Origin of the sequence: Devosia sp., assembly GCF_030689745.1 — a bacterium.
Taxonomy (GTDB): domain Bacteria; phylum Pseudomonadota; class Alphaproteobacteria; order Rhizobiales; family Devosiaceae; genus Devosia; species Devosia alba.
The window spans coordinates 1-21,886 of the sequence record NZ_JAUYGL010000173.1 but is presented as its reverse complement, the minus strand read 5'-3'; the positions used below and the strand labels follow the sequence as shown (position 1 = coordinate 21,886).

The 21,886-nt window shown below is 62.2% G+C and carries 24 protein-coding genes and 2 riboswitches; of the genes, 15 read left to right on the top strand and 9 right to left on the bottom strand.

What is annotated here, in order from left to right; genetic code table 11:
* Positions 1 to 85 precede the first annotated feature (85 nt).
* The 8 genes from Q8O80_RS14965 (at position 86) to nusB (ending at position 6,712) form a co-directional block, all read left to right on the top strand.
* Positions 86 to 475 (top strand): DUF6163 family protein, encoded by a 390-nt coding sequence (locus tag Q8O80_RS14965; RefSeq protein ID WP_305580633.1) that lies wholly within the window; start codon positions 86 to 88, stop codon positions 473 to 475.
* Between the two features lie 211 nt (positions 476 to 686).
* Positions 687 to 1,196, top strand: coding sequence for a transcriptional regulator LdtR (gene ldtR, locus Q8O80_RS14960; RefSeq protein ID WP_305580631.1), 510 nt, complete (start codon positions 687 to 689; stop codon positions 1,194 to 1,196).
* A 299-nt stretch (positions 1,197 to 1,495) separates the two neighbouring features.
* Entirely contained in the window at positions 1,496 to 2,707 is a 1,212-nt protein-coding gene (locus Q8O80_RS14955; protein ID WP_305580629.1) for a murein L,D-transpeptidase, read from the top strand.
* A gap of 46 nt (positions 2,708 to 2,753) precedes the next feature.
* Positions 2,754 to 3,005, top strand: a complete 252-nt coding sequence (locus Q8O80_RS14950) for a hypothetical protein (RefSeq protein ID WP_305580627.1) — start codon at positions 2,754 to 2,756, stop codon at positions 3,003 to 3,005.
* A gap of 49 nt (positions 3,006 to 3,054) precedes the next feature.
* Positions 3,055 to 3,137, top strand: a riboswitch (ZMP/ZTP riboswitch).
* Between the two features lie 120 nt (positions 3,138 to 3,257).
* Positions 3,258 to 4,559 carry a serine hydroxymethyltransferase gene (glyA, locus tag Q8O80_RS14945; RefSeq protein WP_305580625.1) on the top strand — a complete coding sequence of 434 codons (1,302 nt, stop codon included), beginning with the start codon at positions 3,258 to 3,260 and terminating at the stop codon, positions 4,557 to 4,559.
* A gap of 9 nt (positions 4,560 to 4,568) precedes the next feature.
* The gene (gene nrdR / locus Q8O80_RS14940) at positions 4,569 to 5,045 is read left to right on the top strand and encodes a transcriptional regulator NrdR (protein ID WP_305580623.1); all 477 of its coding nucleotides are present in this window, start codon (positions 4,569 to 4,571) and stop codon (positions 5,043 to 5,045) included.
* A 5-nt stretch (positions 5,046 to 5,050) separates the two neighbouring features.
* Positions 5,051 to 6,115 carry a bifunctional diaminohydroxyphosphoribosylaminopyrimidine deaminase/5-amino-6-(5-phosphoribosylamino)uracil reductase RibD gene (gene ribD / locus Q8O80_RS14935; protein ID WP_305580646.1) on the top strand — a complete coding sequence of 355 codons (1,065 nt, stop codon included), beginning with the start codon at positions 5,051 to 5,053 and terminating at the stop codon, positions 6,113 to 6,115.
* Positions 6,116 to 6,217: 102 nt separating this feature from the next.
* Positions 6,218 to 6,712 carry a transcription antitermination factor NusB gene (nusB, locus tag Q8O80_RS14930; RefSeq protein ID WP_305580621.1) on the top strand — a complete coding sequence of 165 codons (495 nt, stop codon included), beginning with the start codon at positions 6,218 to 6,220 and terminating at the stop codon, positions 6,710 to 6,712.
* A gap of 12 nt (positions 6,713 to 6,724) precedes the next feature.
* Here nusB and Q8O80_RS14925 read toward each other — a convergent pair whose 3' ends face one another.
* Both Q8O80_RS14925 and Q8O80_RS14920 read right to left on the bottom strand, forming a co-directional pair.
* A complete protein-coding gene (locus tag Q8O80_RS14925) occupies positions 6,725 to 7,111 on the bottom strand; it encodes a putative immunity protein (protein ID WP_305580619.1) in 387 nt (128 codons plus the stop codon).
* 63 nt (positions 7,112 to 7,174) lie between these two features.
* Positions 7,175 to 7,531 (bottom strand): outer membrane protein assembly factor BamE, encoded by a 357-nt coding sequence (locus tag Q8O80_RS14920; RefSeq protein ID WP_305580617.1) that lies wholly within the window; start codon positions 7,529 to 7,531, stop codon positions 7,175 to 7,177.
* Positions 7,532 to 7,790: 259 nt separating this feature from the next.
* Between Q8O80_RS14920 and Q8O80_RS14915 the strand changes: the two genes are divergently transcribed.
* The 7 genes from Q8O80_RS14915 (at position 7,791) to iolG (ending at position 13,155) form a co-directional block, all read left to right on the top strand.
* Positions 7,791 to 8,318, top strand: a complete 528-nt coding sequence (locus Q8O80_RS14915) for a ubiquinol-cytochrome C chaperone family protein (protein ID WP_305580615.1) — start codon at positions 7,791 to 7,793, stop codon at positions 8,316 to 8,318.
* Complete coding sequence (locus Q8O80_RS14910; protein ID WP_305580614.1) at positions 8,315 to 8,863, top strand: DUF177 domain-containing protein; 549 nt, start codon at positions 8,315 to 8,317, stop codon at positions 8,861 to 8,863. Before Q8O80_RS14915 ends, Q8O80_RS14910 begins: the two co-directional genes overlap by 4 nt.
* Positions 8,864 to 8,941: 78 nt before the next feature.
* Positions 8,942 to 10,012, top strand: coding sequence for a phosphate acyltransferase PlsX (gene plsX / locus Q8O80_RS14905; protein WP_305580613.1), 1,071 nt, complete (start codon positions 8,942 to 8,944; stop codon positions 10,010 to 10,012).
* Positions 10,009 to 10,986, top strand: coding sequence for a beta-ketoacyl-ACP synthase III (locus Q8O80_RS14900; RefSeq protein ID WP_305580611.1), 978 nt, complete (start codon positions 10,009 to 10,011; stop codon positions 10,984 to 10,986). Before plsX ends, Q8O80_RS14900 begins: the two co-directional genes overlap by 4 nt.
* Positions 10,987 to 11,227: 241 nt before the next feature.
* Positions 11,228 to 11,539: an integration host factor subunit alpha gene (locus tag Q8O80_RS14895; protein ID WP_305580609.1), complete on the top strand. Its 312-nt coding sequence runs from the start codon at positions 11,228 to 11,230 to the stop codon at positions 11,537 to 11,539.
* 24 nt (positions 11,540 to 11,563) lie between these two features.
* The gene (locus Q8O80_RS14890) at positions 11,564 to 12,019 is read left to right on the top strand and encodes a MerR family transcriptional regulator (protein WP_305580607.1); all 456 of its coding nucleotides are present in this window, start codon (positions 11,564 to 11,566) and stop codon (positions 12,017 to 12,019) included.
* A 98-nt stretch (positions 12,020 to 12,117) separates the two neighbouring features.
* Positions 12,118 to 13,155 (top strand): inositol 2-dehydrogenase, encoded by a 1,038-nt coding sequence (gene iolG, locus Q8O80_RS14885; RefSeq protein WP_305580605.1) that lies wholly within the window; start codon positions 12,118 to 12,120, stop codon positions 13,153 to 13,155.
* 131 nt (positions 13,156 to 13,286) lie between these two features.
* Here the strand turns inward: iolG and iolB are convergent, their stop codons facing one another.
* From iolB to Q8O80_RS14850, 7 genes are all read right to left on the bottom strand, one after another.
* Complete coding sequence (iolB, locus tag Q8O80_RS14880; RefSeq protein WP_305580603.1) at positions 13,287 to 14,090, bottom strand: 5-deoxy-glucuronate isomerase; 804 nt, start codon at positions 14,088 to 14,090, stop codon at positions 13,287 to 13,289.
* The gene (locus tag Q8O80_RS14875; RefSeq protein WP_305580601.1) at positions 14,032 to 14,229 is read right to left on the bottom strand and encodes a hypothetical protein; all 198 of its coding nucleotides are present in this window, start codon (positions 14,227 to 14,229) and stop codon (positions 14,032 to 14,034) included. Before Q8O80_RS14875 ends, iolB begins: the two co-directional genes overlap by 59 nt.
* 115 nt (positions 14,230 to 14,344) lie before the next feature.
* Positions 14,345 to 15,262 carry a myo-inosose-2 dehydratase gene (iolE, locus tag Q8O80_RS14870; protein ID WP_305580599.1) on the bottom strand — a complete coding sequence of 306 codons (918 nt, stop codon included), beginning with the start codon at positions 15,260 to 15,262 and terminating at the stop codon, positions 14,345 to 14,347.
* 177 nt (positions 15,263 to 15,439) lie between these two features.
* On the bottom strand, positions 15,440 to 17,287 hold the full coding sequence (gene iolD, locus Q8O80_RS14865; RefSeq protein WP_305580597.1) for a 3D-(3,5/4)-trihydroxycyclohexane-1,2-dione acylhydrolase (decyclizing): 1,848 nt from the start codon (positions 17,285 to 17,287) through the stop codon (positions 15,440 to 15,442).
* Positions 17,288 to 17,380: 93 nt separating this feature from the next.
* Complete coding sequence (gene iolC / locus Q8O80_RS14860) at positions 17,381 to 19,318, bottom strand: 5-dehydro-2-deoxygluconokinase (RefSeq protein ID WP_305580595.1); 1,938 nt, start codon at positions 19,316 to 19,318, stop codon at positions 17,381 to 17,383.
* Positions 19,319 to 19,437: 119 nt separating this feature from the next.
* Complete coding sequence (locus Q8O80_RS14855) at positions 19,438 to 20,280, bottom strand: MurR/RpiR family transcriptional regulator (RefSeq protein WP_305580593.1); 843 nt, start codon at positions 20,278 to 20,280, stop codon at positions 19,438 to 19,440.
* A 131-nt stretch (positions 20,281 to 20,411) separates the two neighbouring features.
* Positions 20,412 to 21,389: a DMT family transporter gene (locus tag Q8O80_RS14850; protein WP_305580591.1), complete on the bottom strand. Its 978-nt coding sequence runs from the start codon at positions 21,387 to 21,389 to the stop codon at positions 20,412 to 20,414.
* Between the two features lie 104 nt (positions 21,390 to 21,493).
* A riboswitch (FMN riboswitch) is annotated at positions 21,494 to 21,641 on the bottom strand.
* Between the last annotated feature and the right edge of the window lie 245 nt (positions 21,642 to 21,886).

The window sequence follows — 21,886 nt, the reverse complement described above, 5'->3', positions numbered from 1 at the left end:
TGTGTCAAAGAGGGGTGTAGCAGTGCCGGCCACCCGCTCCAAGCACCGGCTTGTCGCATCCCTTGCGGACAGATAGAAAACCGTCATGGATTTCAACGCGCCGCCTATCGGGATTTATATTCGAATCGTCGCCATCATCAGCCTTCTGCTCGGGCTCAATGATGCCTCGCGCCTGCTCGGCGTCAATCTGGGCGCCGTCAGCCCCATCACCACCCTGGGCATGACGGGCTTCGTCTACCTGGCGATTTTTGCGCTGGCCCGCCTGTTCGCCGCGGTCGGCCTGTGGATCAAGGCCAGCTGGGGCGCGGTGCTGCTGGTCGGCGCCACTGGTGTTGAACTGACACTCTACCTGCTGGGCAGCCCCGATGTGCAGATGACGGCAATCGGCTTTGCGGTGCGGCTGGTGCTGCTGGCGTCAATCGTCATTATTTTCGTGCTGAGCATTCGCCACCGTCGCGCCAGCGCCGCCGACTGAATAGAGGTCGGTCCAATTGCCCTGATGGCGTTCACACCCGCGTAAGGTTACAAATTCCTCAACTGGTGTAACGAATAATAAAGCCAAATTCTCATTGCATTCCAGTAAGATGCTCTTAATCACGCTGCTTAGGGCGATCTTAGAAACAGCATCGTAGTTTAGCCTCACGAGATGCGAAAAATCGCACATACTGCAAAACAGTGAGGCTAACATGGCATTCAAATCCAACGCAGCCGAGGCATTGACCCCGGAACGTCCAAAGAGCTTGAAGCCGCTTTATCTGGAAGCGGTGTCCCGGGTAGAGCGGCTGCATCGCCGGCTGCTCGATCTGATCAAGGACGAGTTCGACCGCATGGGCTGGGATGATATCAATCCCGTCCAGGCATTGCTGATGTTCAACATTGGCGACGCCGAGCTGACCGCCGGCGAACTGCGCTCGCGTGGTTACTATCTGGGCTCGAATGTCTCCTATAATCTCAAGAAGCTGGTCGAAGCCGGTTACATTTTTCAGGAACGCTCGCGGTCCGATCGCCGCTCGGTGCGCATCAAGCTCAGCCCCAAGGGCGAGGAAGTCGCTGAAGTCATCGACGAGCTCTATGATCGCCACCTGAAATCCATCGACAAGGTCGGTGGCCTGGGCGATGACGAGTTTGACGGCCTGAACAAGGCTCTGGCCCGCCTTGAACGCTTCTGGGTCGACCAGATCCTCTACAAGCTCTAAGGCCCGCCCGGCAGCACCTGTTGCCGGTCTGCCACACTGATTTGCAAACACCGGTCCCCAGGGGCCGGTGTTCTCATTTCCGCCGCAAACCCCCGTGAAGGCAGGTGCGTGGTTTGTAAGCATTTCCCGGCTAGATAGAGTAACAGAATGCGCCCGGTTCACATGCGTTTGACCGCGTTGTGGCTAGTTGGGCCTTTGTGATAAAATTGCTCCTGCTTCGGTAATCAGAAAAATCGGGTGAATTAATGCGGCTTAATCGACGTTCTCTCCTCCGGTACACGGCCATGGCCGGGGCCTCGATGGCCCTGCCAACAGCGCTGCGCGCGCAAGAGGGCGAGTCGTTGTTCGACATGTTCGAGCGCAATCGCGTACTCAACGACGTCGATAAGGGTGGCAACACCTCGGCCGCCGAGGCCCTGATCGCCACCAACGAACCGATTCTGTCGTTTGACACGGTCTACAATCTGCAACTGGCAATCTCCCAGTACGAGCCCTTCGTCGCCGCTGGCGGCTGGGAAGAGATTCCGCAGGAGGCCTACAACCTGACGCTGGGCAATGCCAAGAAATCGGTGGTTGCGCTCAAACGCCGCCTGATTTCGTCGGGCGACATGGCCCTGGTCGAGAACGTCAATGACGTGTTCGACCCCGCCACCGATGCCGGCGTCCGCAAATTTCAGGCCCGTCATGGCCTCAGAATCACCGGGCAGGTCGATGAAGCAACCTGGTACGCCATGGCGGTGCCGGCCCAACAGCGGCTGCAGCAGCTCTATCTCAACTTCACCCGCGTTCAGAACTTGGCGCCCCAGCTCAGCCCACGCTACGTCGTGGTCAATATTCCGGCGGCCACCATTGAGGCAGTCGCTGATGGCATGGTGGAGCAGCGGCATACCGCCGTGGTCGGCCGCGTCGACCGCGCCACCCCGATCATGGCCAGCAAGGTCAGCCAGATCAATTTCAACCCCTATTGGCATGTGCCCAAATCGCTCGTCGAGCGCGATCTGACCAAGTATATGCTGGAAAATCCGAATTACCTGGCCGAGCAGAATATCCATATCTATGACGGCAGCGGCGCTGAGATTTCGCCCGCGACGATCGATTGGAACAATCTGGGCAACGCCATCAACTATATGTATCGCCAGGAACCGGGCGCGGCCAATTCCATGGGCCACTGCAAGATCAATTTCTACAATCCCTTCGATTGCTACCTGCACGATACGCCTGCAAAGGCCCTGTTTGACGAAAATGCCCGCTTCCACTCATCGGGCTGCGTCCGGGTTGAGGGCGTCAACCAGTTGGTGAACTGGCTGCTGCGCGACAATGGTGATTGGGATCAGGCCAAGGTGGATGCCCAGTTTGAATCCAACCAGCGCCTGGACGTCGAGTGCAAGGCCCGCGTGCCGCTGCACACGACCTACATTACCGCTTGGGCGAACCGTCAGGGCACGGTCAGCTTCCGTGACGACGTCTACAAGTTCGACGAGCAGGGCAAGGTCACCTTCGAACAAGGCTAAAACCGCTCACAACTCGACTTGCAACGCCCTCCCTGCCGGGAGGGCGTTGTCGTATTCTCAACCCCTCGAATCCTGCTACTGTGCGGGCATGGGGCAGGGTGAAGTACTATTCGAATTCGCGCAGGTCGGCCGGCAGATGCGGGTTGCCGCCATTGATGTTGACACCGGCACCGAGGTCATCGTCATCACACCCGTTTCAGCGACCAGGCTGCAAATGCAGCAATTGGCCCTGGGTAAACTGCGCAAGAAACTGAGTGGCGAGACGCCTCCCGCGCCGCCGGCCGGCAAATTTGGTTGAGCTGCCGCACAATTCTGCTTTCGCCCGGCCTGGTCTTGGGCCATAACTGTGGTGTTCGCGCTACTGGCGAGAAGAGATGGGGAACCATCGGGGAACGCGAACCTTGCAGAGCCGCTCGCCTGGGCACCCAATCGCATTTTAGGGAGCCCCCATGTATCAACCCCACCGTACCCAGCCTTGGAATCGCTTGTCGCGACATGATAAAGGCAGCTTCACGCCCACTTGTATCGCCATTTGCGAGGTCATTGTTCCATGAGCGCCCCCCAGTCCGTTCCGCTCTTCCCGAACTTTTTCACCAATTCCGTGGCGCAGACCGACCCGGAACTGGCTGCCGCCATCGCTGATGAGCTTGGGCGCCAGCAGGGTGAAATCGAGTTGATAGCCTCCGAGAACATCGTCTCTCAGGCGGTGCTTGAGGCACAGGGGTCGGTTCTCACCAACAAATATGCTGAGGGCTATCCCGGTCGCCGTTATTACGGCGGCTGCGAATATGTGGATGTGGCCGAAACGCTGGCCATCGAGCGCGCCAAGCAGTTGTTTGGCGTCGAATACGCCAATGTGCAGCCCAATTCGGGCTCCCAGGCCAATCAGGGCGTTTATCAGGCCCTGATCCAGCCCGGTGACACCATCTTGGGCATGTCGCTGGATGCCGGTGGTCACCTGACCCATGGCGCCAAGCCCAATCAGTCTGGCAAGTGGTTCAACGCGATCCAGTATGGCCTGCGCAAGCAGGACGGCCTGGTCGATATGGATCAGGTGCGTAGCCTTGCCCATGAACATAAGCCCAAGATGATCATTGCCGGGTTCTCGGCCTATTCGCGCGTGATGGACTGGGCCGCGTTCCGCACCATTGCCGATGAAGTGGGGGCAATCCTGTTTGTCGATATGGCCCACGTTGCCGGCCTGGTGGCCGGTGGGGTTTACCCCAGCCCGTTCCCGCACGCCCACGTCGCCACGACGACCACGCACAAGACGCTGCGCGGCCCGCGTGGCGGCCTGATACTGACCGATGACGAGGCCATCGCCAAGAAGATCAACTCGGCCATTTTCCCTGGCATTCAGGGCGGTCCGTTGATGCATGTCATCGCTGCCAAGGCAGTTGCCTTCAAGGAAGCCCTGCAGCCGGAGTTCAAGACCTATGCTGCCCAGGTGGTGGCCAATGCCCAGGTCTTGGCCGAAACGCTGGTCAAGGGTGGCGTCGATATCGTCAGTGGCGGCACTGACAACCACCTGATGCTGGTTGATCTGCGCCCCAAGGGTCTGACCGGCAAGGCGACGGAGCAGGCGCTGGAGCGCGCCCACATTACCTGCAACAAGAACGCCGTGCCGTTCGATCCGGAAAAGCCCGCCATCACCTCGGGCATTCGTCTGGGTACGCCCGCCGGCACGTCGCGCGGCTTCGGCGCGGCTGAATTCCAGTTGATTGGTGAATTGATCATTGAAGTGCTCGATGGTCTCGCGGCCAATGGCGAAGACAATAATGCGACGGTCGAGGCGCAGGTCCGCGCCAAGGTCAAGTCGCTCACCGATCGCTTCCCGATCTACGGTTTGTAAGGGTTTCCGATGCGCTGTCCCTATTGCGGCAATGACGATACGCAGGTCAAGGACAGCCGCCCGACCGAAGATTCCGGCGCCATCCGCCGCCGCCGCGTCTGCAATGGCTGCGGCGGCCGCTTCACCACTTTCGAACGCGTGCAGTTGCGCGATTTGACTGTGGTCAAAAAGAGCGGCCGCAAGGTCCCCTTCGATCGCGAAAAGCTGGCCCGGTCGGTCTATACGGCGCTGCGCAAGCGGGCCGTCGAGGCCGATCGGATTGAGCGAATGATCTCGGGCATTGTTCGCCAGCTCGAGAGTCTGGGTGACGTGGAGGTGACCTCCGACCAGATCGGCGAATATGTAATGGATGGTCTCAAGGAACTCGACGACGTGGCTTTTGTCCGCTTCGCCTCAGTCTACAAGAACTTTTCGGCTGCTGACGACTTCCGCAATTTCCTGGCCAAGCTGGCGGAAGGGCAGGGCACTCTGCGCGATGACGATTGACCCAGGTGTCTCCTGAAGATCGGCGCTGGCTTGATGCCGCCGCACGCTACGCTACGCCATTCCTCGGCACTACCGGCGATAATCCCTGTGCGGCAGCGCTGGTGGTCGATCCGAGTCGGCAAACCCTGATTGCTCGCGCCGTCACCGCCCGCGGCGGTCGCCCCCATGCCGAGGCAATTGCCCTGGCCAGCGCCGGGCTCGAAGCGGCGGGTTCAACGCTTTATGCAACCCTGCAACCCTGCCATCTTTGGGGTCGCACGCCCCCCTGTGTCGACGCCATTGTCCGCGCCGGCGTGATGCGGGTGGTGATCGGGGTCGCAGATCCCGATCCACTTGCGGCAGCAACTGGCCTCGAGCGGCTGCAGTCGGCGGGTATCGAGGTCGTGCTGGCCGAGCATGCGCCCTCTGCGGCATTGCACGCCGGTCACCTGCATCTACGCACCGATAGCCGGCCCCATGTCACGGCCATGCTCGTGGTGTCGGCCGATGACCGGATTGTCAGCCCGGCCACTGGTGCAGCCCGCGACTTGCTGGACCTGCAGCGGGCCCGTGCCGATGCGATTTTGATTGGCGGGGCAATGGCCCGGCACCACAATCAGCAGCTGGCCGTCGCCATCCCCGGCCTGGCAGCACGGACGCCGCTGCGCGTGGTGCTTGCCGGTGCGCAAGGCATCGAACGTAGCCTGAATCTGGTTGGCAGGCTTTCCGGATATCGCACTGCAATCATTGCTGAAAGCAGTGTCCCGGTCGATGCGCCGGCATCGGTTGAAGTGCTGCGCGTTGCCGGATTGAACGGCCACCCCGATTTGAGGGAAGTTCTCACTGCCCTCGGCAAAAAAGGCCTCCAGAACCTGCTCATCGAGCCCGGCCCACGCCTGGCAGCCGCCCTGCTGCAGGCCGGCCTGATCGACTGCTTCGGGCTGATTGTCAGCAAGGACGCGGCAAACGATGGCCCGCCCGCCGCCAGTACCGGCAAGGTGGCCAAATTGATTGCCGCCGCGGGGCTGGTTGAGACCGAGCACCAGAACCACGATACCGCGATGTTGAAATTCTACCGTCGTCCCGCATAGCTGCCGCCGCGGCATATGTATTGATGTTCCGGCGGGAGACGACTATGGGGTGGGCCCTTGCCGGCGGGCGTCTGCAGACCGCAACCAACAGAGTGACTTTCCATGGCTGATGCCCCCAAGCGCGATCCCCAGAGCGACCGACCCGCCAATCAGCGTGGTGCTGCCCGCCTGGCGGCGGTGCAGGCGCTGTACCAGATGGATATTGGCCGGACCTCACTCGAAGATACCTTGGCCCAGTTTGGCAGTTTTCACCTCGGTCGCGAGATCGAGGGCGAACAGTATCTGCCGGCCGATGCCGATTTTTTCCGGCAGATCGTCACCGGCGTCACCAAGCACCAGCTCGCCATCGATCCGGCAGTGGACCGGGCGCTGGCGGAAGGCTGGCCGGTCGAACGCGTTGACGCTACGCTGCGCGCCATCTTGCGGGCCGCCGCCTTTGAGCTGCTCCGCCGCAAGGATATCCCACCCCGCGTGGTAATTACCGAATATGTCGATATCGCCAAGGCGTTCTACGAAGACGACGCTTCGGGCCTGGTCAATGGCACGCTGGATGCCATTGCGCGCGAAGCCGGCTCGGACCTGAGCGACTCCCGCTAGACCCCGCGGCCGCTATTGCGGCATCGGTGCCTTGTCGTCCTGCCATTTCTCTTCGGCCACATCGTCGCCGCCAGCCGCAATCACCGCCTTGATGGCGTAGTTGGCAGCGTGGCGGGCATGGTTCGGCACATGTGCACTGGCGGCAGCATGGGCAGCGGCACGCGCGGCCTCGCGGGCAACGGCGCTGCCGGCCTCCCGCGCCGCGGCGTGGGCTGCAACGGCGGCCTTGCGGGCTTCGGCCACGGTCAGCTTGCCACTGGCCCAACGGCGCGCGGCTGAAATTGCAGCCTTGGGGCGGCTATCGCCCGGCTTGGCATCGTGGAACAGGGGCAGCACGCGTTCGGCGCAATCTGCTGCCCAACTGGCGATGGCTTTATGCTGTTTCGTATTGTGCTGCATCTTTATCTCGAAAAGCAAAAAGCCCCGGTCTCCCGGGGCTCTCGAATTCCATGGGCGCAGGCGCTAGAACGACTGCAGGATCTGCTGGATAAACGTACGATCCTCGCCAAATGACGGCGTCCGGCGGGTCTCGATGGTCACGGCCTTGCCATCCTTGAGCGTGTAGATGGCCTTGTCGACCACTTTCTGGTTCTTGTCGAAATAGACAGCCAACACCGTGCGCGAGTCGATCATCGTCATGCCAAAAGCGGTCTGGCGTATCTTGGTCTGGACGTAATACCAGGCGCTCTGATCGCCAAAAGTATTGGTGGATTGCGGCGAGCCCAGTACCAGGGTGACCAGTTGCTGGCTCTGTCCGGGTCGGATTTGCGCCTGTGCGCTGTCAGAAATTTCATAGCCCTGTGTGCGGGAATTGACCAATGAGGTGCTGCTGCTGCATGCGCCCAGTGACAACGCGATCACAACAGCGGCTGCGATTGGTGCTAGGGCACCGGAGACGGAACGCAGTGGCATGAATTTGACTTTCCCGATGGCTCTCGACTATAGGCACGGCTACAGCGCGGCACGCTTCAGCCGCCGGAATGTGTAGCTGCCAATCTGCCCGTCTGGCAAGCTGGCAATGGTCCGAAGGGGCTTTTTGCCCGGGTGTTAGGCCGATCACGAATCTGAGCGCAACCCCATGATATTCAATCTGTTCCGCAAAAATACGGCCATCGAACCAGTTTATGCCGTCTATAACGCCATTGTGGCGCAATCCCGGCAACCCCAGTTCTACGCCGATTGGCAGGTCCCCGACACCGTTACGGGCCGCTTCGACATGATCAGCCTGCACATGGCCCTGTTGTTTCGCCGACTGCGCAGCGAAGCGGGCGGCGAAAAGAGCTTCAGCCAGGCGGTTTTCGATCTGTTTTTCAAGGATATGGATCGTTCACTGCGCGAAATGGGCGTTGGCGATCTGGGCGTCCCCAAGCGCATTCAGAAAATGGGCAATGTCTTTTTCGGTCTGCTTGCGGCATTGTCAGAAGCGATGGATCGCAATGACCGTGCCGCCCTTGAAAGCGTCTTGGCACGCAATATCTTCGCCGATGCCCAGGGGCCGCAGGTCCGGGCCATGGCCGAGTATCTGCTGCGCCAGGATGCGGCCATCGCCAAGCAGCCTGCCGAGACCATCACCGGTGGCATTATTGAGTTTGAGAGCGTGCAATGAGCCGACCCGACGCCCCCATTATCGACGCGATTGTGCGTATCGACCGCCTCCCTGCATCGGGGCGTTCCATTGAGGTCGTGGCCGACGCTAAGGCTTGCGCTGAACTGGCAAAAACCCTCAATGTTCAGGCCGTTGAGGCCATGCAGGCGTCGCTGAACGTGACCCCGCTGCGCGGCGGCATCAGGGCCTTGGGGCATCTCAGCGCGCGCATTGTACAGGCCTCTGTGGTGTCGTTTGAACCCGTCCCGCAGGACATAGACGAAGCCATTGATCGGGTCTTCCTGCCGCAAAGCGTCGACCATGTGCCCACACCGGGCTCGGAAGTGTTTATCGATCTGGAGGATGACGATTTTCCCGACCACATCGACGGCCCGGAAGTCGATCTGAGTGGGCTGCTGATTGAAACCATCGCACTGGCGATCGAACCCTATCCGCGCCTGCCCGGCGAAACCCTCGAATCGTTGGGACTGAACACCGATAACGCGGACTCCGGGCCCTTTGCGGCCCTGACCAAACTCAAGAAGTCCACCGACATTGACCGCTAGTATCAGCGCCGGGGCTTGCACCGACTCTCTGATGCGATATGTTCGCATGCCTGCCGAGCAGGCCGAAAACGGGCTGAAATGACCGATACAATTACACTATCAGTGGATGCCATGGGCGGCGACAACGCCCCGCGCGCGGTTATTCACGGCGCCTGTCTGCTGTTCAAAGAGCACAGCAACGCCCGCTTCATCTTCCATGGTCGCCAGGAGCTAATCGCGCCGCTGCTTGAGGAATTTGCCGTCCTCAAGCCGGTTTCGACCGTGCGGCACTGCGAAACCGTGATCGCCATGGACGAGAAGCCAAGCCAGGCGTTGCGCAAGGGCCGCGGGACGTCGTCGATGTGGATGGCTATCCAGGCCGTCAAGGACGGCGACGCCGACGTCGCCGTGTCCGGCGGCAATACCGGGGCGCTGATGGCCATGGCCACCTTCTGCCTGCGCCTGATGGACGGCATTGCCCGACCCGGCATTGCGGCCATCTGGCCGACGCTGCGCAGCGACATCGTGGTGCTCGATATGGGCGCCACCATCGGCGCCGATGCCCAGCAATTGGTCGACTACGCCATTCTGGGCTCGGCCCTGGCGCGTTGCCTGTTTGACGCCGAATCCCCCACCGTCGGCCTGCTCAATGTCGGTACCGAAGAGGTCAAAGGCCTCGAGTCGATCAAGGAGGCGGGGCGCATCCTCAGCGACGCCAGCGGCTCGGGCTTCACCTATCATGGCTTTGTCGAAGGCGACGATATCGGCAAGGGCACGGTCGATGTGGTGGTCACCGAGGGATTCGTCGGCAATGTCGCGCTCAAAACAGCTGAAGGCACGGCCCGTCAGGTTGGCTCCTATCTGCGCACGGCGCTCAAATCCAATCTGATGAGCCGCATTGGTGCGCTTTTTGCCACCTCCGCGCTCAATGCCCTGCGGCACCGGATGGATCCGCGCACCGTCAATGGTGGCGTGTTCATGGGTCTCAACGGGATTGTTATCAAATCTCACGGTGGCACCGACGAAATCGGTTACAAAAGTGCGCTCAATCTGGCCTATGAGATGGCAAGGGCGAATCTGATCGAGAAGATCGGCGACACCATGAAGCGTTTCCCCATCAAGGCGGCACCCGCCGCTACTGATCCAGCATCCGAGGCAAAACCGGCGTGACGAAAACGCGTACCATCATCCGCGGTGTCGGTGGCTACCTGCCCGAAAAGGTGCTCACCAACGCCGAACTAGCGACGATTGTCGACACATCCGACGAGTGGATCCAGCAGCGGGTCGGCATCAAGCAACGCCATGTCGCGGCCGAGGGGCAGTATACCTCCGACCTGGCGGTTGAAGCCGCCAAGCGCGCCATGGCCGCCGCTGGCGTGACGCCCGACGACATTGACCTGATCATCGTCGCGACCACCACGCCTGACTACACTTTCCCATCCACTGCCACCTTGGTGCAGATGAAGCTGGGCATGCATCATGGCATGGCCTTCGACATCCAGGCGGTCTGCTCGGGCTTCGTCTATGGCGTGGCCACGGCTGACAGCTACATCAAGAACGGCCTGGCAAACCGGGCATTGGTCATTGGCGCCGAGACCTTTACCCGGCTGCTGGACTGGACCGATCGCACCACTTGCGTGTTGTTCGGTGACGGCGCCGGCGCGGCGGTGCTTGAGAAAGTCGAACTTGCCGATGATGCCCCGGAGCAGGGCATCCTGGCCTCGGCTCTGCGTTCTGATGGACACCATTGGGACAAGCTCTATGTCGATGGTGGCCCCTCCACCACCGGCACGACCGGGCATGTGCATATGCAGGGCAAAGAGGTGTTTCGCCACGCCGTGGGCAAGATCACCGGTGTGGTCTATGACACGCTTGAACAGGCCGGCTATACCGTCGCCGATCTCGACTGGTTCGTGCCGCATCAGGCCAATAAGCGCATTATCGAAGGGGCAGGGGCCAAGCTTGGCCTGCCCCCTGAGAAAGTCGTGATGACCGTCAGCGAGCATGCCAATACCTCGGCGGCCTCCGTGCCGCTGGCGCTGAGCGTGGCCGTGGCCGATGGACGGATCAAGCGGGGCGACCTGGTGATGCTTGAAGCCATGGGCGGTGGCTTTACCTGGGGCGCTTCGCTCATTCGCTGGTAAGGCCCATGGCAACGCGATTGACCTTAGGTGTTTCAAGGCGTTAGTGTCGATTTCAGGTGGAGGACACAGCGCAAACTTGCCGCATGAGAGATTGTGCAGGACAAGGGCGCTGACCTGATGGACGGGTTTCTGCGGATCGACGCGATCTCAACCAGAGTCGTGTCGGCAGTATGCCAGCTCAAGGGCGCGGATGAGCGTTCCGGCACGGGAACCTGGCCATTCGGACAACACGGGGTTTCGAATGACGCAAAAGACGGTCACGCGGGCGGATCTCGCCGAAGCAGTGTACGGCACGGTCGGCCTGTCCCGAACTGAATCGGCCGAACTGGTCGAACGGGTCCTCGAACTGATCGGGGATGCCCTGACATCGGGCTCCAACGTCAAGCTTTCTTCCTTTGGATCCTTTCAGGTGCGCTCCAAGAATGAGCGCATCGGCCGCAATCCGAAAACCGGCGAAGAGGTGCCGATCCTGCCGCGGCAGGTTCTTGTGTTCAAACCGTCCAACGTGTTGAAGTCCAAGATCAACAAATCTATGGTTGTGTCTGGGAAATAAGTCATCCAGCGAGTCTCAACCTTCGTGGATAAGTCGCCAGACGCATTCCGGACCATATCTGAAGCCGCCGAGGAACTGGACCTGCCACAGCATGTCCTGCGTTTCTGGGAGACACGCTTCAGCACGATCAAGCCGCTGAAGCGCGGCGGGGGGCGTCGCTATTACCGCCCCGACGACGTCCTGCTGCTGCGCGGTATTCGTCACCTGCTCTACGATCAGGGTTTCACCATCAAGGGCGTGCAGCGCATCATCAAGGATCAGGGCAGTCGCTATGTCATCGCCGTTGGCGAGGGCAAGTCGATTGAGGACATCCTGCCCATGATCGAAAGTGCCGAAGCGGCCGGTGATGAGGCCGAGATCGAAGACGCCGTGATGCTGTCCAGCCCGCACCTGGACCAGGACTCCCGCGACAAGCTCTCCGCCGTGCTGCGCGAACTGCTCGAGTGCAAGCGTATCCTGGAACGCGCCAGGGAAGCGTGAGCCACTGCCCCTCGGGCTAAATTTAGAATGTATGTTCCGTATTGACAGGTCCATGATGCACGTGTTGCATCGCGGTCTATCATTGCAGGAGACTACCCATGACTGTTCGTTTCGGCCTGCTTGGCGCCGGCCGCATCGGCAAGGTGCACGCCAAGGCCGTGTCGTCCAACCCCAAGGCCAGGCTGGTCGCCGTGGCTGATGCCGTCGACAAGGCCGCCGCTGACCTGGCCGGGCAGTATGGCTGTGCGGTGCGCAGCATTGCCGAGATCCTGGCGGCAGCCGATATCGACGCCGTGGTGATCTGCACGCCCACCGACACCCATGCCGATCTGATCGAGCAGTTCGTTCGCGTCGGCAAGGCGGTGTTCTGCGAAAAGCCGATCGATCTCGACGTCGAACGCGTCAAGGCCTGCCTCAAGGTCGTCGATGCCGAGGCCGGCACCTTGATGGTAGGCTTCAACCGGCGCTTTGACCCCCATTTCATCGCCGTGCGTGACGTGATCACCAGGGGAGAAATCGGGGCGGTGGAAATGGTCACCATCGTCTCGCGTGATCCCGGTGCGCCCCCCGTCGACTATATCAAGCGTTCGGGCGGCATCTTCCGCGACATGACCATCCATGATTTCGACATGGCGCGTTTCCTGCTCGGCGAGGAGATCGAGTCGGTCACCGCACAGGCCTCCGTGCTGGTCGACAGCGCCATTGGCGCTGCCGGCGATTACGACAGCGTCTCGGTCATGCTGCAGACCGCGACCGGCAAGCACGCAACCATCTCCAACTCCCGCCGCGCCACCTATGGCTATGACCAGCGCATCGAGGTGCATGGCTCCAAGGGCGCCGTGTCGGCGGAGAACCAGCGCCCGGTCTCGATCGAAGTGGCCAATGCGCACGGCTACACGCGGCCGCCGCTGCATGACTTCTTCATGACCCGCTATCTCGACGCTTATGCCCATGAAATCAGTGCCTTCATCGATTCGGTTGAATCAAAGTCTCCGGCATCGCCGAGCGGCATTGATGGCCTGATTGCGCTGGCCCTGGCCGAGGCGGCGCTCAAATCGGTCAAGGAAGGCCGTACCGTCAAGGTCAGCGACGTCACTGGTGCGCTGGCGGACAAGAGCGTGTTCCAGGGGCGCTGAGCCACCCCCCCACCTGACCTCCCCCTGAAGGGGGAGGGGCCGCATCGAGGCCTTCGCACGATCCCAGACAAGCACCAGATCGCTCCTCCCCCTTTGAGGGGGAGGCCAGGTGGCGGTGCGCCCGTGCCAACTTATTTCAGCAGCCACTCATGCTCGGGTGCATTGTGGAATTTCCACACCCGCTTGGGCCCGGCCATGACGTTGAGATAATAGAGGTCATAGCCCGCGGTCGTTGCCACCGGGTGATAGCCCCGGGGCACCAGGGTCACATCGCCATCTTCAATCACCAGCGCCTCATCAAGGCTGCGGTCATCGGTATAGACGCGCTGCATGGCAAAGCCCTGCGGCGGGTTCAGCCGGTGGAAATAGGTCTCTTCCAGCTGACTCTCATGGGGCAGATTGTCCTGATCATGCTTGTGCGGCGGATAGGACGAGGTGTTGCCCTGCGGGGTGATGACTTCTACCACCAGGAGGGAATGGGCGGCCCCGTCATCTTCCGGCATGATATTGTGGACGTGGCGCACATTGGCACCCTTGCCCCGGGTGATCTGCGGGTGGCGACCGGGTGCAATGATCTGGGCCTTGTGCTCGCCGCCACCGGGAGCGGCGCAGACCGCCAGCTCAAGATCGGTAGTCGCCTCGGCGGTCCAGGCGCTGTCCATGGGCACGTAAACCGCCCATGGCGCGCCCTCGAACGGGCTCATCCGCTCGCCCAATTCGCCAAAATCGTCACCGTCGACGCTGAACTTGCCCTTGCCGCCCACCAGCACCAGGCACAATTCCTGATCGCCGGCATCGCCGCTGATCGTGTCACCAGCGGTCAGCTTGTGCAGGGCAAAGCCGACATAGGTCCAACCCGCGGTGGCCGGCGTGACATCATGTACCTGACCCACTGTCCCCTTCGGGCGGACGCGGAGGTTCGGATTGCTGGCCATTATTGGGCTCCTCCTTGGGAAAGGCGTAAAAGAAGGTGTAGAATGAATAGACCAGCGCGGCTCCCACGAGGAAGGCCCAGAACTGATCATGGGTCCAGAACAGCTCCCAGATGAGCCAGATCACCAGGAATGCGCTCACGGCAAGGCGGCGCCACAATGGTCGAAACCAGCTTAGGTCATTTTCTTTCAAGCCAATCCGCCTTCTGCCTGTAAATCACTATCGTCTGGTGTGTAGCACACCACGTCGCCAAGATTCACCCCTTGGGAAAGCCCTGGGTTTCGACCGTGTAACCGGCTGCCGTCATGACGCGGATAAGTTCCTTGTAGCCGACCTGCGCCATGCGCAGCGGCGGGCTGGTCCTGGGGTCCTGCTCGGCCTCCACGACAAACCAGCCTTCATAGCCATAATCGGCGAACTTCTGCACGATGGCGCCGAAATCCAGCGAGCCGTCGCCGGGCACCGTAAAGGCGCCGAGCGCCACGGCATCGAGAAAGGACTGCTTGGCGCGGTCGAGCGCATTGATCACCGCCATGCGCACATCCTTGACGTGCACGTGATTGATGCGCTGGTGGTGCTTGTCGATGGCGCGCAGGACGTCGCCACCGGCAAAGGCCAGATGGCCCGCATCAAACAGCAGCGGAATACCCGCGCCGGAATGCGCCATGAAGGCGTCAAGCTCGGCTTCGGTCTCGACCACGGCGCCCATATGGTGGTGATAGGAGAGCGGCATGCCCTGTTCGGCGCACCATTCGCCAAATTCGGTGGCCTTGCGGGCATAGGCCCGCATTTCGTCATCGGTCAGTTTCGGCTTGGTGTCGAGCGGGCGCGAACGATCACCCTGAACCGAGCGGCCAACTTCGCCATAGACAATGCAGGGCGCATTGACCGCCTTGAACAGCTCGATCATCGGGGCAATGCGCGCCTTGTTGGTCGCCAGATCCTCATCGACCAGCGTGCCGGAAAACCAGCCACCGCACAGGGTGACATCGGCCGCCTTGAGAATGGGCAGCATGACGGCCGGATCATCGGGGAAGCGGCGGCCCTTTTCCATGCCGGTAAAGCCGGCCGAGCGCGACTGGCGCAGGCATTCTTCCAGCGACACGTCATCGCTCAGTTCCACCAGATCGTCGTTCCACCAGGCGATGGGCGACATGCCGAGTTTGGCTTTCATTTTCACTCCCTGCGCTTATCGCGCCAACCAACACCCCCACCCTTGATCCCTCCCCACAAGGGGGAGGGAGACGCAGGAACCGCTCGCGCCGTGCAAGCGGCTCCATCCTTCCCTCCCCCTTGTGGGGAGGGATGCGAGAGCGGGGTGGGGGTTCTCTCCACGCTCTCGATGCAGGCTCTACCCTGCCCGCTGCGCCTTGAGTGCCGCCAGATAGGCCTCGCGTGCTGCCTGCACTTGCGGCCTGTCGCTGACTTCCGGCACGGCCACATCCCACCAGTGACCACCGGCGTCGGTGCTGATCAGCGGGTCGGTGTCGATGACGATGACCGTGGTGCGGGGCGTGGCTTCGGTTTCATGCAGCGCCGTTTCCAGCTCGGCGAGCGAGGCGACCTTGCGCGCCACTGCGCCCATCGACGCGGCGTGGGCGGCAAAATCGATGCCGGGCAGGGTGACGTGGTGGGTGTCCTGCAACAGATTGTTGAAGTTGGCGCCACCGGTGGCCATCTGCAGCCGGTTGATGCAGCCATAGCCGGCATTGTCGAGCAGCACGATGGTCAGCTTGGCGCCCAGCATGATCGAACTGGCGATTTCCGAGTTCATCATCATGTAGCTGCCATCGCCCACCATGACCACGACATCGGCATCGGGGCGGGCCAGCTTGACCCCCAGACCGCCGGCAATCTCGTAGCCCATGGTCGAAAAGCCGTATTCCATGTGGTAGCTGCCCGGCCCCGTGGCCTTCCACAGCTTGTGGAGTTCCCCGGGCAGGCCGCCAGCGGCACAGACCACGACAGCGTGTTCGCGGGCCCTTTGCACGGCACCAATCACCTGGGCGTCTGATGGCAGCTCGGCATTGGACGATGCGGTGGCCTCGTCAGCGGCAGTCAGCCAGTCATCCTTGCCGGCCCTGGCCTTGTCGGTCCAGTCGGGGTCGGCCAGCCAGCCGGTGAGGGCGGCATTGAGCGCTTCGAGGCCGGCCCGTGCGTCGGCGACCAGGGGCAGGGCGCGGTGCTTTTGCGCGTCGAAGGGCTGCACATTGAGGCCGATGATCTTGAGCGCGTCGTTCTTGAACAGCGCCCAGGAGCCGGTGGTGAAATCCTGCAGCCTAGTGCCGATGGCCAGCACCACATCGGCCTCTTCGGCCAGCGCATTGGACGCCGCCGTACCGGTAACGCCAACCGAACCCATATTGAGATCGTGGTCATGCGGCAGGCTCGACTTGCCGGCCTGGGTTTCCAGCACCGGCACGCCATAGCGTTCAGCAAAGGTGCGCAGCGCGGCGCTTGCCTGCGAATAGAGCACGCCGCCCCCGGCAATGATCACCGGCTTTCTGGCGCGGATCAGGGCCGCTGCGGCATTGGCGAATTCGTCGCCATCGGGCATGGGGCGACGCACGCCCCAGATCCTTTCGGCAAAAAAGCTCTCGGGATAGTCATAGGCTTCCGCCTGCACGTCCTGACACAGGCTCAATGTCACCGGGCCGCATTCGGCCGGATCGGTCAGCACCTGCATGGCCCGGTGCAGGGCCGCCATGATCTGCTCGGGGCGGGTAATGCGGTCGAAATAGCGGCTGACGGGCTTGAAGCAGTCATTGGCGGTAACGCTGCCATCGCCCCAGTCTTCCACCTGCTGCAACACCGGATCAGGCGCCCGGTTGGCGAACACATCGCCGGGCAGCAGCAGCACGGGCAGGCGGTTCACATGCGCCATAGCGGCAGCGGTGACCATGTTGAGCGCGCCAGGACCAATGGAGCTGGTGCAGGCCATGAACCGGCGGCGGAAGCTGGCCTTGGCATAGGCAATCGCCGCATTGGCCATGCCCTGCTCGTTCTGGCCGCGATAGGTGGGCAGGGTGTCCTTGACGCCATGCAGCGCCTCGCCAAGGCCCGCGACGTTGCCGTGCCCGAAGATCGCGAACACGCCACCAAATATCGGCACGATCTCGCCGTCGATCTCGGTCTTCTGCATGGTCATGAACCGGGCCAGGGCCTGGGCCATTGTCAGTCGGATCGTGTTCTGGCTCATGGTGTCTTGGTCCTCTTTTGTGACTGAGCCATCGGCTCTATCGACTGACTGCCCCTTGTGGGGCGGCAGACGACTGGAACGGCAATGCTCAAATCACGCTTCCCTGTTCTCACTCAGCCGCTCCCAGGCGGCCACCAGGGCGCCGAAGCGGCTGGCCATGTCGGCCACGGCCGCGTCGTCACTGATATCGCCTGCCAGCCACGCCTTTGCTGCCTCGGCGAAGATGGTGCGGCCGACTGCAAAGCCCTTCACCATTCGTGAGGTCTGCGCCAGCGCGAAACCAGTTTCGAGCGCGGCCTGACTGGCTTCCAGCCCCAGCAGCACAATGCCGCGGCAATGGGGGTCCCGGGCTTCGATCACAGCATCGATATTGGCCCAGGCTTTGGCCGAGGCCTGCGGCTCCAGCTTCCACCAGTCGGGCTTGATGCCGGCGTCGTACACCGCGCGCAGGGCCCGGGCAATGGTGTCATCGTCCACCGGGCCATGCTTGCTTGCGATGATTTCGATCAGCAGGTCGCGCCCGACCTTGCGCGCGGCATCACAGGCGGAACCGAGCTTGTCGATCTGCCGGGCCTTGAGGTCGGCGGCGTCATCAGGATGATAGAAGCACAGCACCTTGATGCAGTGATCCACCGGCCAATCGATCAGCCGCGAGCCCAGATCCTGGCTGAACTCGAATTGCAGCGGTCGCGACCCCGGTAGCTCGATCGGCCGGCCGATCCAGAAATCGGGCTGCGCGCCAGCGGCAAACAGCGCGTCGCGGCCATACTTGTCGTCGATCAGCATGCCGAAGCCGGGACGGCCATTGGCCACCTGCAAGGCAGCCTTGACCGCCAGCGCCTTGAAGGCCGGGATGCGCGCCAGCAATTGGGCATCACCCGCCGCCATGTCTTCGATCTGGCTGCGATGGTCGATTGCCAGCGCCATCAGGCTGGGGATGGCGCGGCGGCGATTGGTGGCCCAATGCAGATGGTTGAGTTCGGCATCCTTGCGCAGCGCGCGCTCGGCGCTGCCCTTGGCCAGGAAATGAGTGAGTTCGGTCCAGCTTGGATATTCCGGCGCGCACATCAGCCGCGACACGGCGAAAGCGCCGCAGGCATTGGCCCAGGTGGCGCTGGTGGCATGGGGTTCACCGGTGAGCCAGCCGCGCAGCCAGCCGCTCATGAAGGCGTCGCCGGCCCCCAGCACGTTATAGACCTCGATGGGAAAGCCCTTGCCGACAATGCCGTGCTCCAGATCATCAGGAATGGCGCCATCATAGACAATACAGCCCATGGGGCCGCGCTTCAGGACGATCGTGCCGGAGGACAGCGTGCGGATCGTCCTGAGCGCGGTGAGCAGGTCGGCTTCGCCCGAAGCGATGAGGATTTCCTCTTCGGTGCCAACGATCAGGTCACAATCGGGCAGTACCGACCGGTATTTTTGCGAGACCATGTCGGAGGCGACATAACGCTCGAACCCGGCATCATGGCCGGCCAGGCCCCACAGATTGGGGCGATAATCAATGTCAAAGGCGACGCGGGCGCCATGGGCCCGGGCCAGGCGAATGGCCTTTTTCTGTGCCGCCTCGCTATTGGGCCGCGAGAAATGCGTGCCGGTGACGACGATCGCCCGCGCCGCAGCGATCAGGCCTTCGTCGATATCGTCTTCGGACAACGCCATATCGGCGCAGTCGGTGCGATAGAAGATCATTGGCGAGACGCCTTCGGCCTCAACCGAGAGCAGTACCAGGGCGGTCAGCCGGTCCGGGTCGGTGGCGATACCGGCGGTTTCGACCCCTCCGCGCGCCAGTTGCTCGACGATGAAGCGCCCCATTTGCTCGTGGCCGACGCGGGTAATCAGCGCCGATTTCAGCCCCAGCCGGGCCGTGCCCACCGCGATATTGGCCGGGCAGCCGCCAACGGATTTGGCAAAGCTGCCGACATCTTCGAGCCGCGTGCCGATCTGCTGGCCGTACAGATCCACCGAGGCGCGGCCAATGGTGATGACGTCGAGCGTCTTGCTCCCGTTTTCGGGCTGCGCAGCAAGCAAAGCAATTCTCCCATGCGGCCAATTGAATGGGGGTGTTCAGCCGCCAAACCGATCGCCCGTTATGAAACATGGGTTCCGGTTCATCGTCAATATAGAACGGGCATTCTATCAGTGGAATTTCAGCCGCGACGGCGCTTTTCCGCAATACTGACCGTCAGGGCCATGGCAAAGGCCATGCTGGCCGACAGGGAGCGGAATCCGGCATGGTCGGCCTCCACCACCTCGAACCACTCCCTGGAACACTCGGCCAGGGGCGAAAAGGCCGAGTCGGTCAGCGAGACGACGGGAATATCGCGCGCCGCCAGCGTCCGGGCCTGCGTCGTGCTTTCCGAGGCATAGGGCGCAAAGCTGATGGCAAAGGCGGCGTCGCGCGGCGAGGCCATCGCCAGAATGTCATCATCAATGCCGGCCGAAGTGCCCACCAGCTGGCACTTTACCCGCAGCTTGCCAAAGGCATAGGCCATGTAGCTGGTGATCGGGTAGGAGCGGCGCTTGGCGATGAGATATATGGTGTCGGCCTTGGCCAGCAGGGTCACCGCCCGTTCCAGCGCCTCGGGATCGACCGCAGCGGCCAGCGCATCGAGCGAGCGATGGCCCGCATCGACAAAACCATTGAAGATCGTGGTGCTCTCGGCGAGCGCGGCGCCGTTGTGCTCAAGCGTCTTGAGGCGCTCCTCGTAGGATGAGGTGCGTTCGCGCAGGCGGGCCCGAAACAGCAATTGCAGCCCGGAAAACCCGTCAAAGCCGAAATGCTGGGCGAAACGCACCAGCGTCGAGGGCTGTACATGGGCGGCGGCCGCGATGCTGGCGGCGGTACCGAAGGCAATCTCATCGGGATGATCGAGCGCATAGGCTGCCACCTGCGTCAGCCGCTTCGCCAGTTCCCCCTTGCGCTCAAGAATGACGGCGCGCAGCGTCTCAAAATCTTCGGGCGGCAGGTCTCTGGTCTCGGTCAGGGTCATGGCTGGCTCTCGTCTCGGGCCAACTATAATCCCCAATCCGCGCCCGGGAGCAAGCTTTCCTGGAAAATCCGTTCCGGGAACGGAATGAGTGCCATGGCCCGCGGCGCTGGTCCGCGGGCCATGAGGCGCGTCTAGGCCAGGCTGGTAAGCTTGGGGCGTCTGTCGGCCTCGGCCCAGAAAATCAACATGGAGCCGCCCAGCACCAGGGCCGCGCCGGGCCAGAACCAGGCCGACGGCACCTGGCCGAGTGCCGCCCAGCCCAGCAGGCCGCCCAGCGGCACCTTGAGATCGCCGAACGGCTGCAGGTAGGTCGCATCCGCCAGCTTGTAGGCAATGCCGAGCAGATATTGCGCGGCAGCGGTGAGCAGGCCGAGCAGCAGCAGCAGCCAGAGGGCCGTGCCGGTGGGCAGCGCGAAGGGGAAGCCGGTGGCGATGCCGGCCGGCAGGACGTTCGGCGCCAGCCAGGCGAAGGCGTTGACCGCAAGCAGGATCAGCAGGTGGTTGGGCGTGACCAGGACCAGCAGCGAAATGGTCAGGGTTTCAGGCGCTTCCTCGCGGGCGAGATATTTGGTGAAAATGTCGGTGCCGGCCCACAGCGCCGCGGCGATGATCGGCACAAAGGTGGTCCAGCCGAGGCCTTCCGTGCCGATGCCCGACACGATGATGGCGCCGGCAAAGCCCATCAGCGCCGCGATAATGCGGACCGGGGTGGCGCGTTCGCCGAGCAGGATCGTCGAGCCCAGGATGATGAAGAGCGGGCCGGTGGCCAGCAGGGTCACCATCTGCCAGATCGGCACGCCGGAGGCGAAACCATAGACGAAGACATGCACGCCCAGGGCCGAGACGAAGGCGCGCATCTGGTGGGCCAGCGGGTGGCGTGTGCGCAGCTTGTCAAAGCCGATGCGCAGGATCAGCGGCAGGGCCAGGATGGATGCGATGACATATTGCCAGAAAGCCATGCCCGTCGAGGACAGGCCAAAACCGCCATAGTCCACCGGCGTTGGCAGCACCGATTGCAGCACATTGCTGCCGGCGAATACCACGGCGGCGGCGATCATCAGCAGCGCGCCGGTGGCGGCGTTTGGGGTAGACGAGGAAACGTGGTTCATACAAAAATCCTTTCCGTAACCAGTTTCCTCAGGGTTACGGGAAGTTGCGCCAAGGCCCGGATCCGGCCCGAAATGGGGTACGGACGCGGGCGTGCCAGCGTTGGTCCCGTTCTCTTTCATCCGGACTATACCGTCGGCTCCGGAGTTACACCGGATCTGCTGACCTTTCGGACCAGGTCCAAAAGCGCTCGCGGGCTTGGCATCGCTGCCTTTACCGCCGGTGGGGAATCGCACCCCGCCCTGAGAACAATGCGGAACCTATGGTCCCGCAAGGATGAACATAGGGCAGGGCGTGCGGCCGGACAAGTAGACACAAGGATGTAACTGTGCGTCGTTTGTGAACGGTGAAGAGAATCTGTTCGCGCCAAAGCGCCTCCCGGCCTTTCGGCTTACGGTTACACGGGTAATGGGCGGCCATTGGGCCAGAAACTGTCGACATAGAACGGACCAAGGGCCGCCCATCACGATCCGCTTTTTGGGCGAGGTCCGGTTCAGGC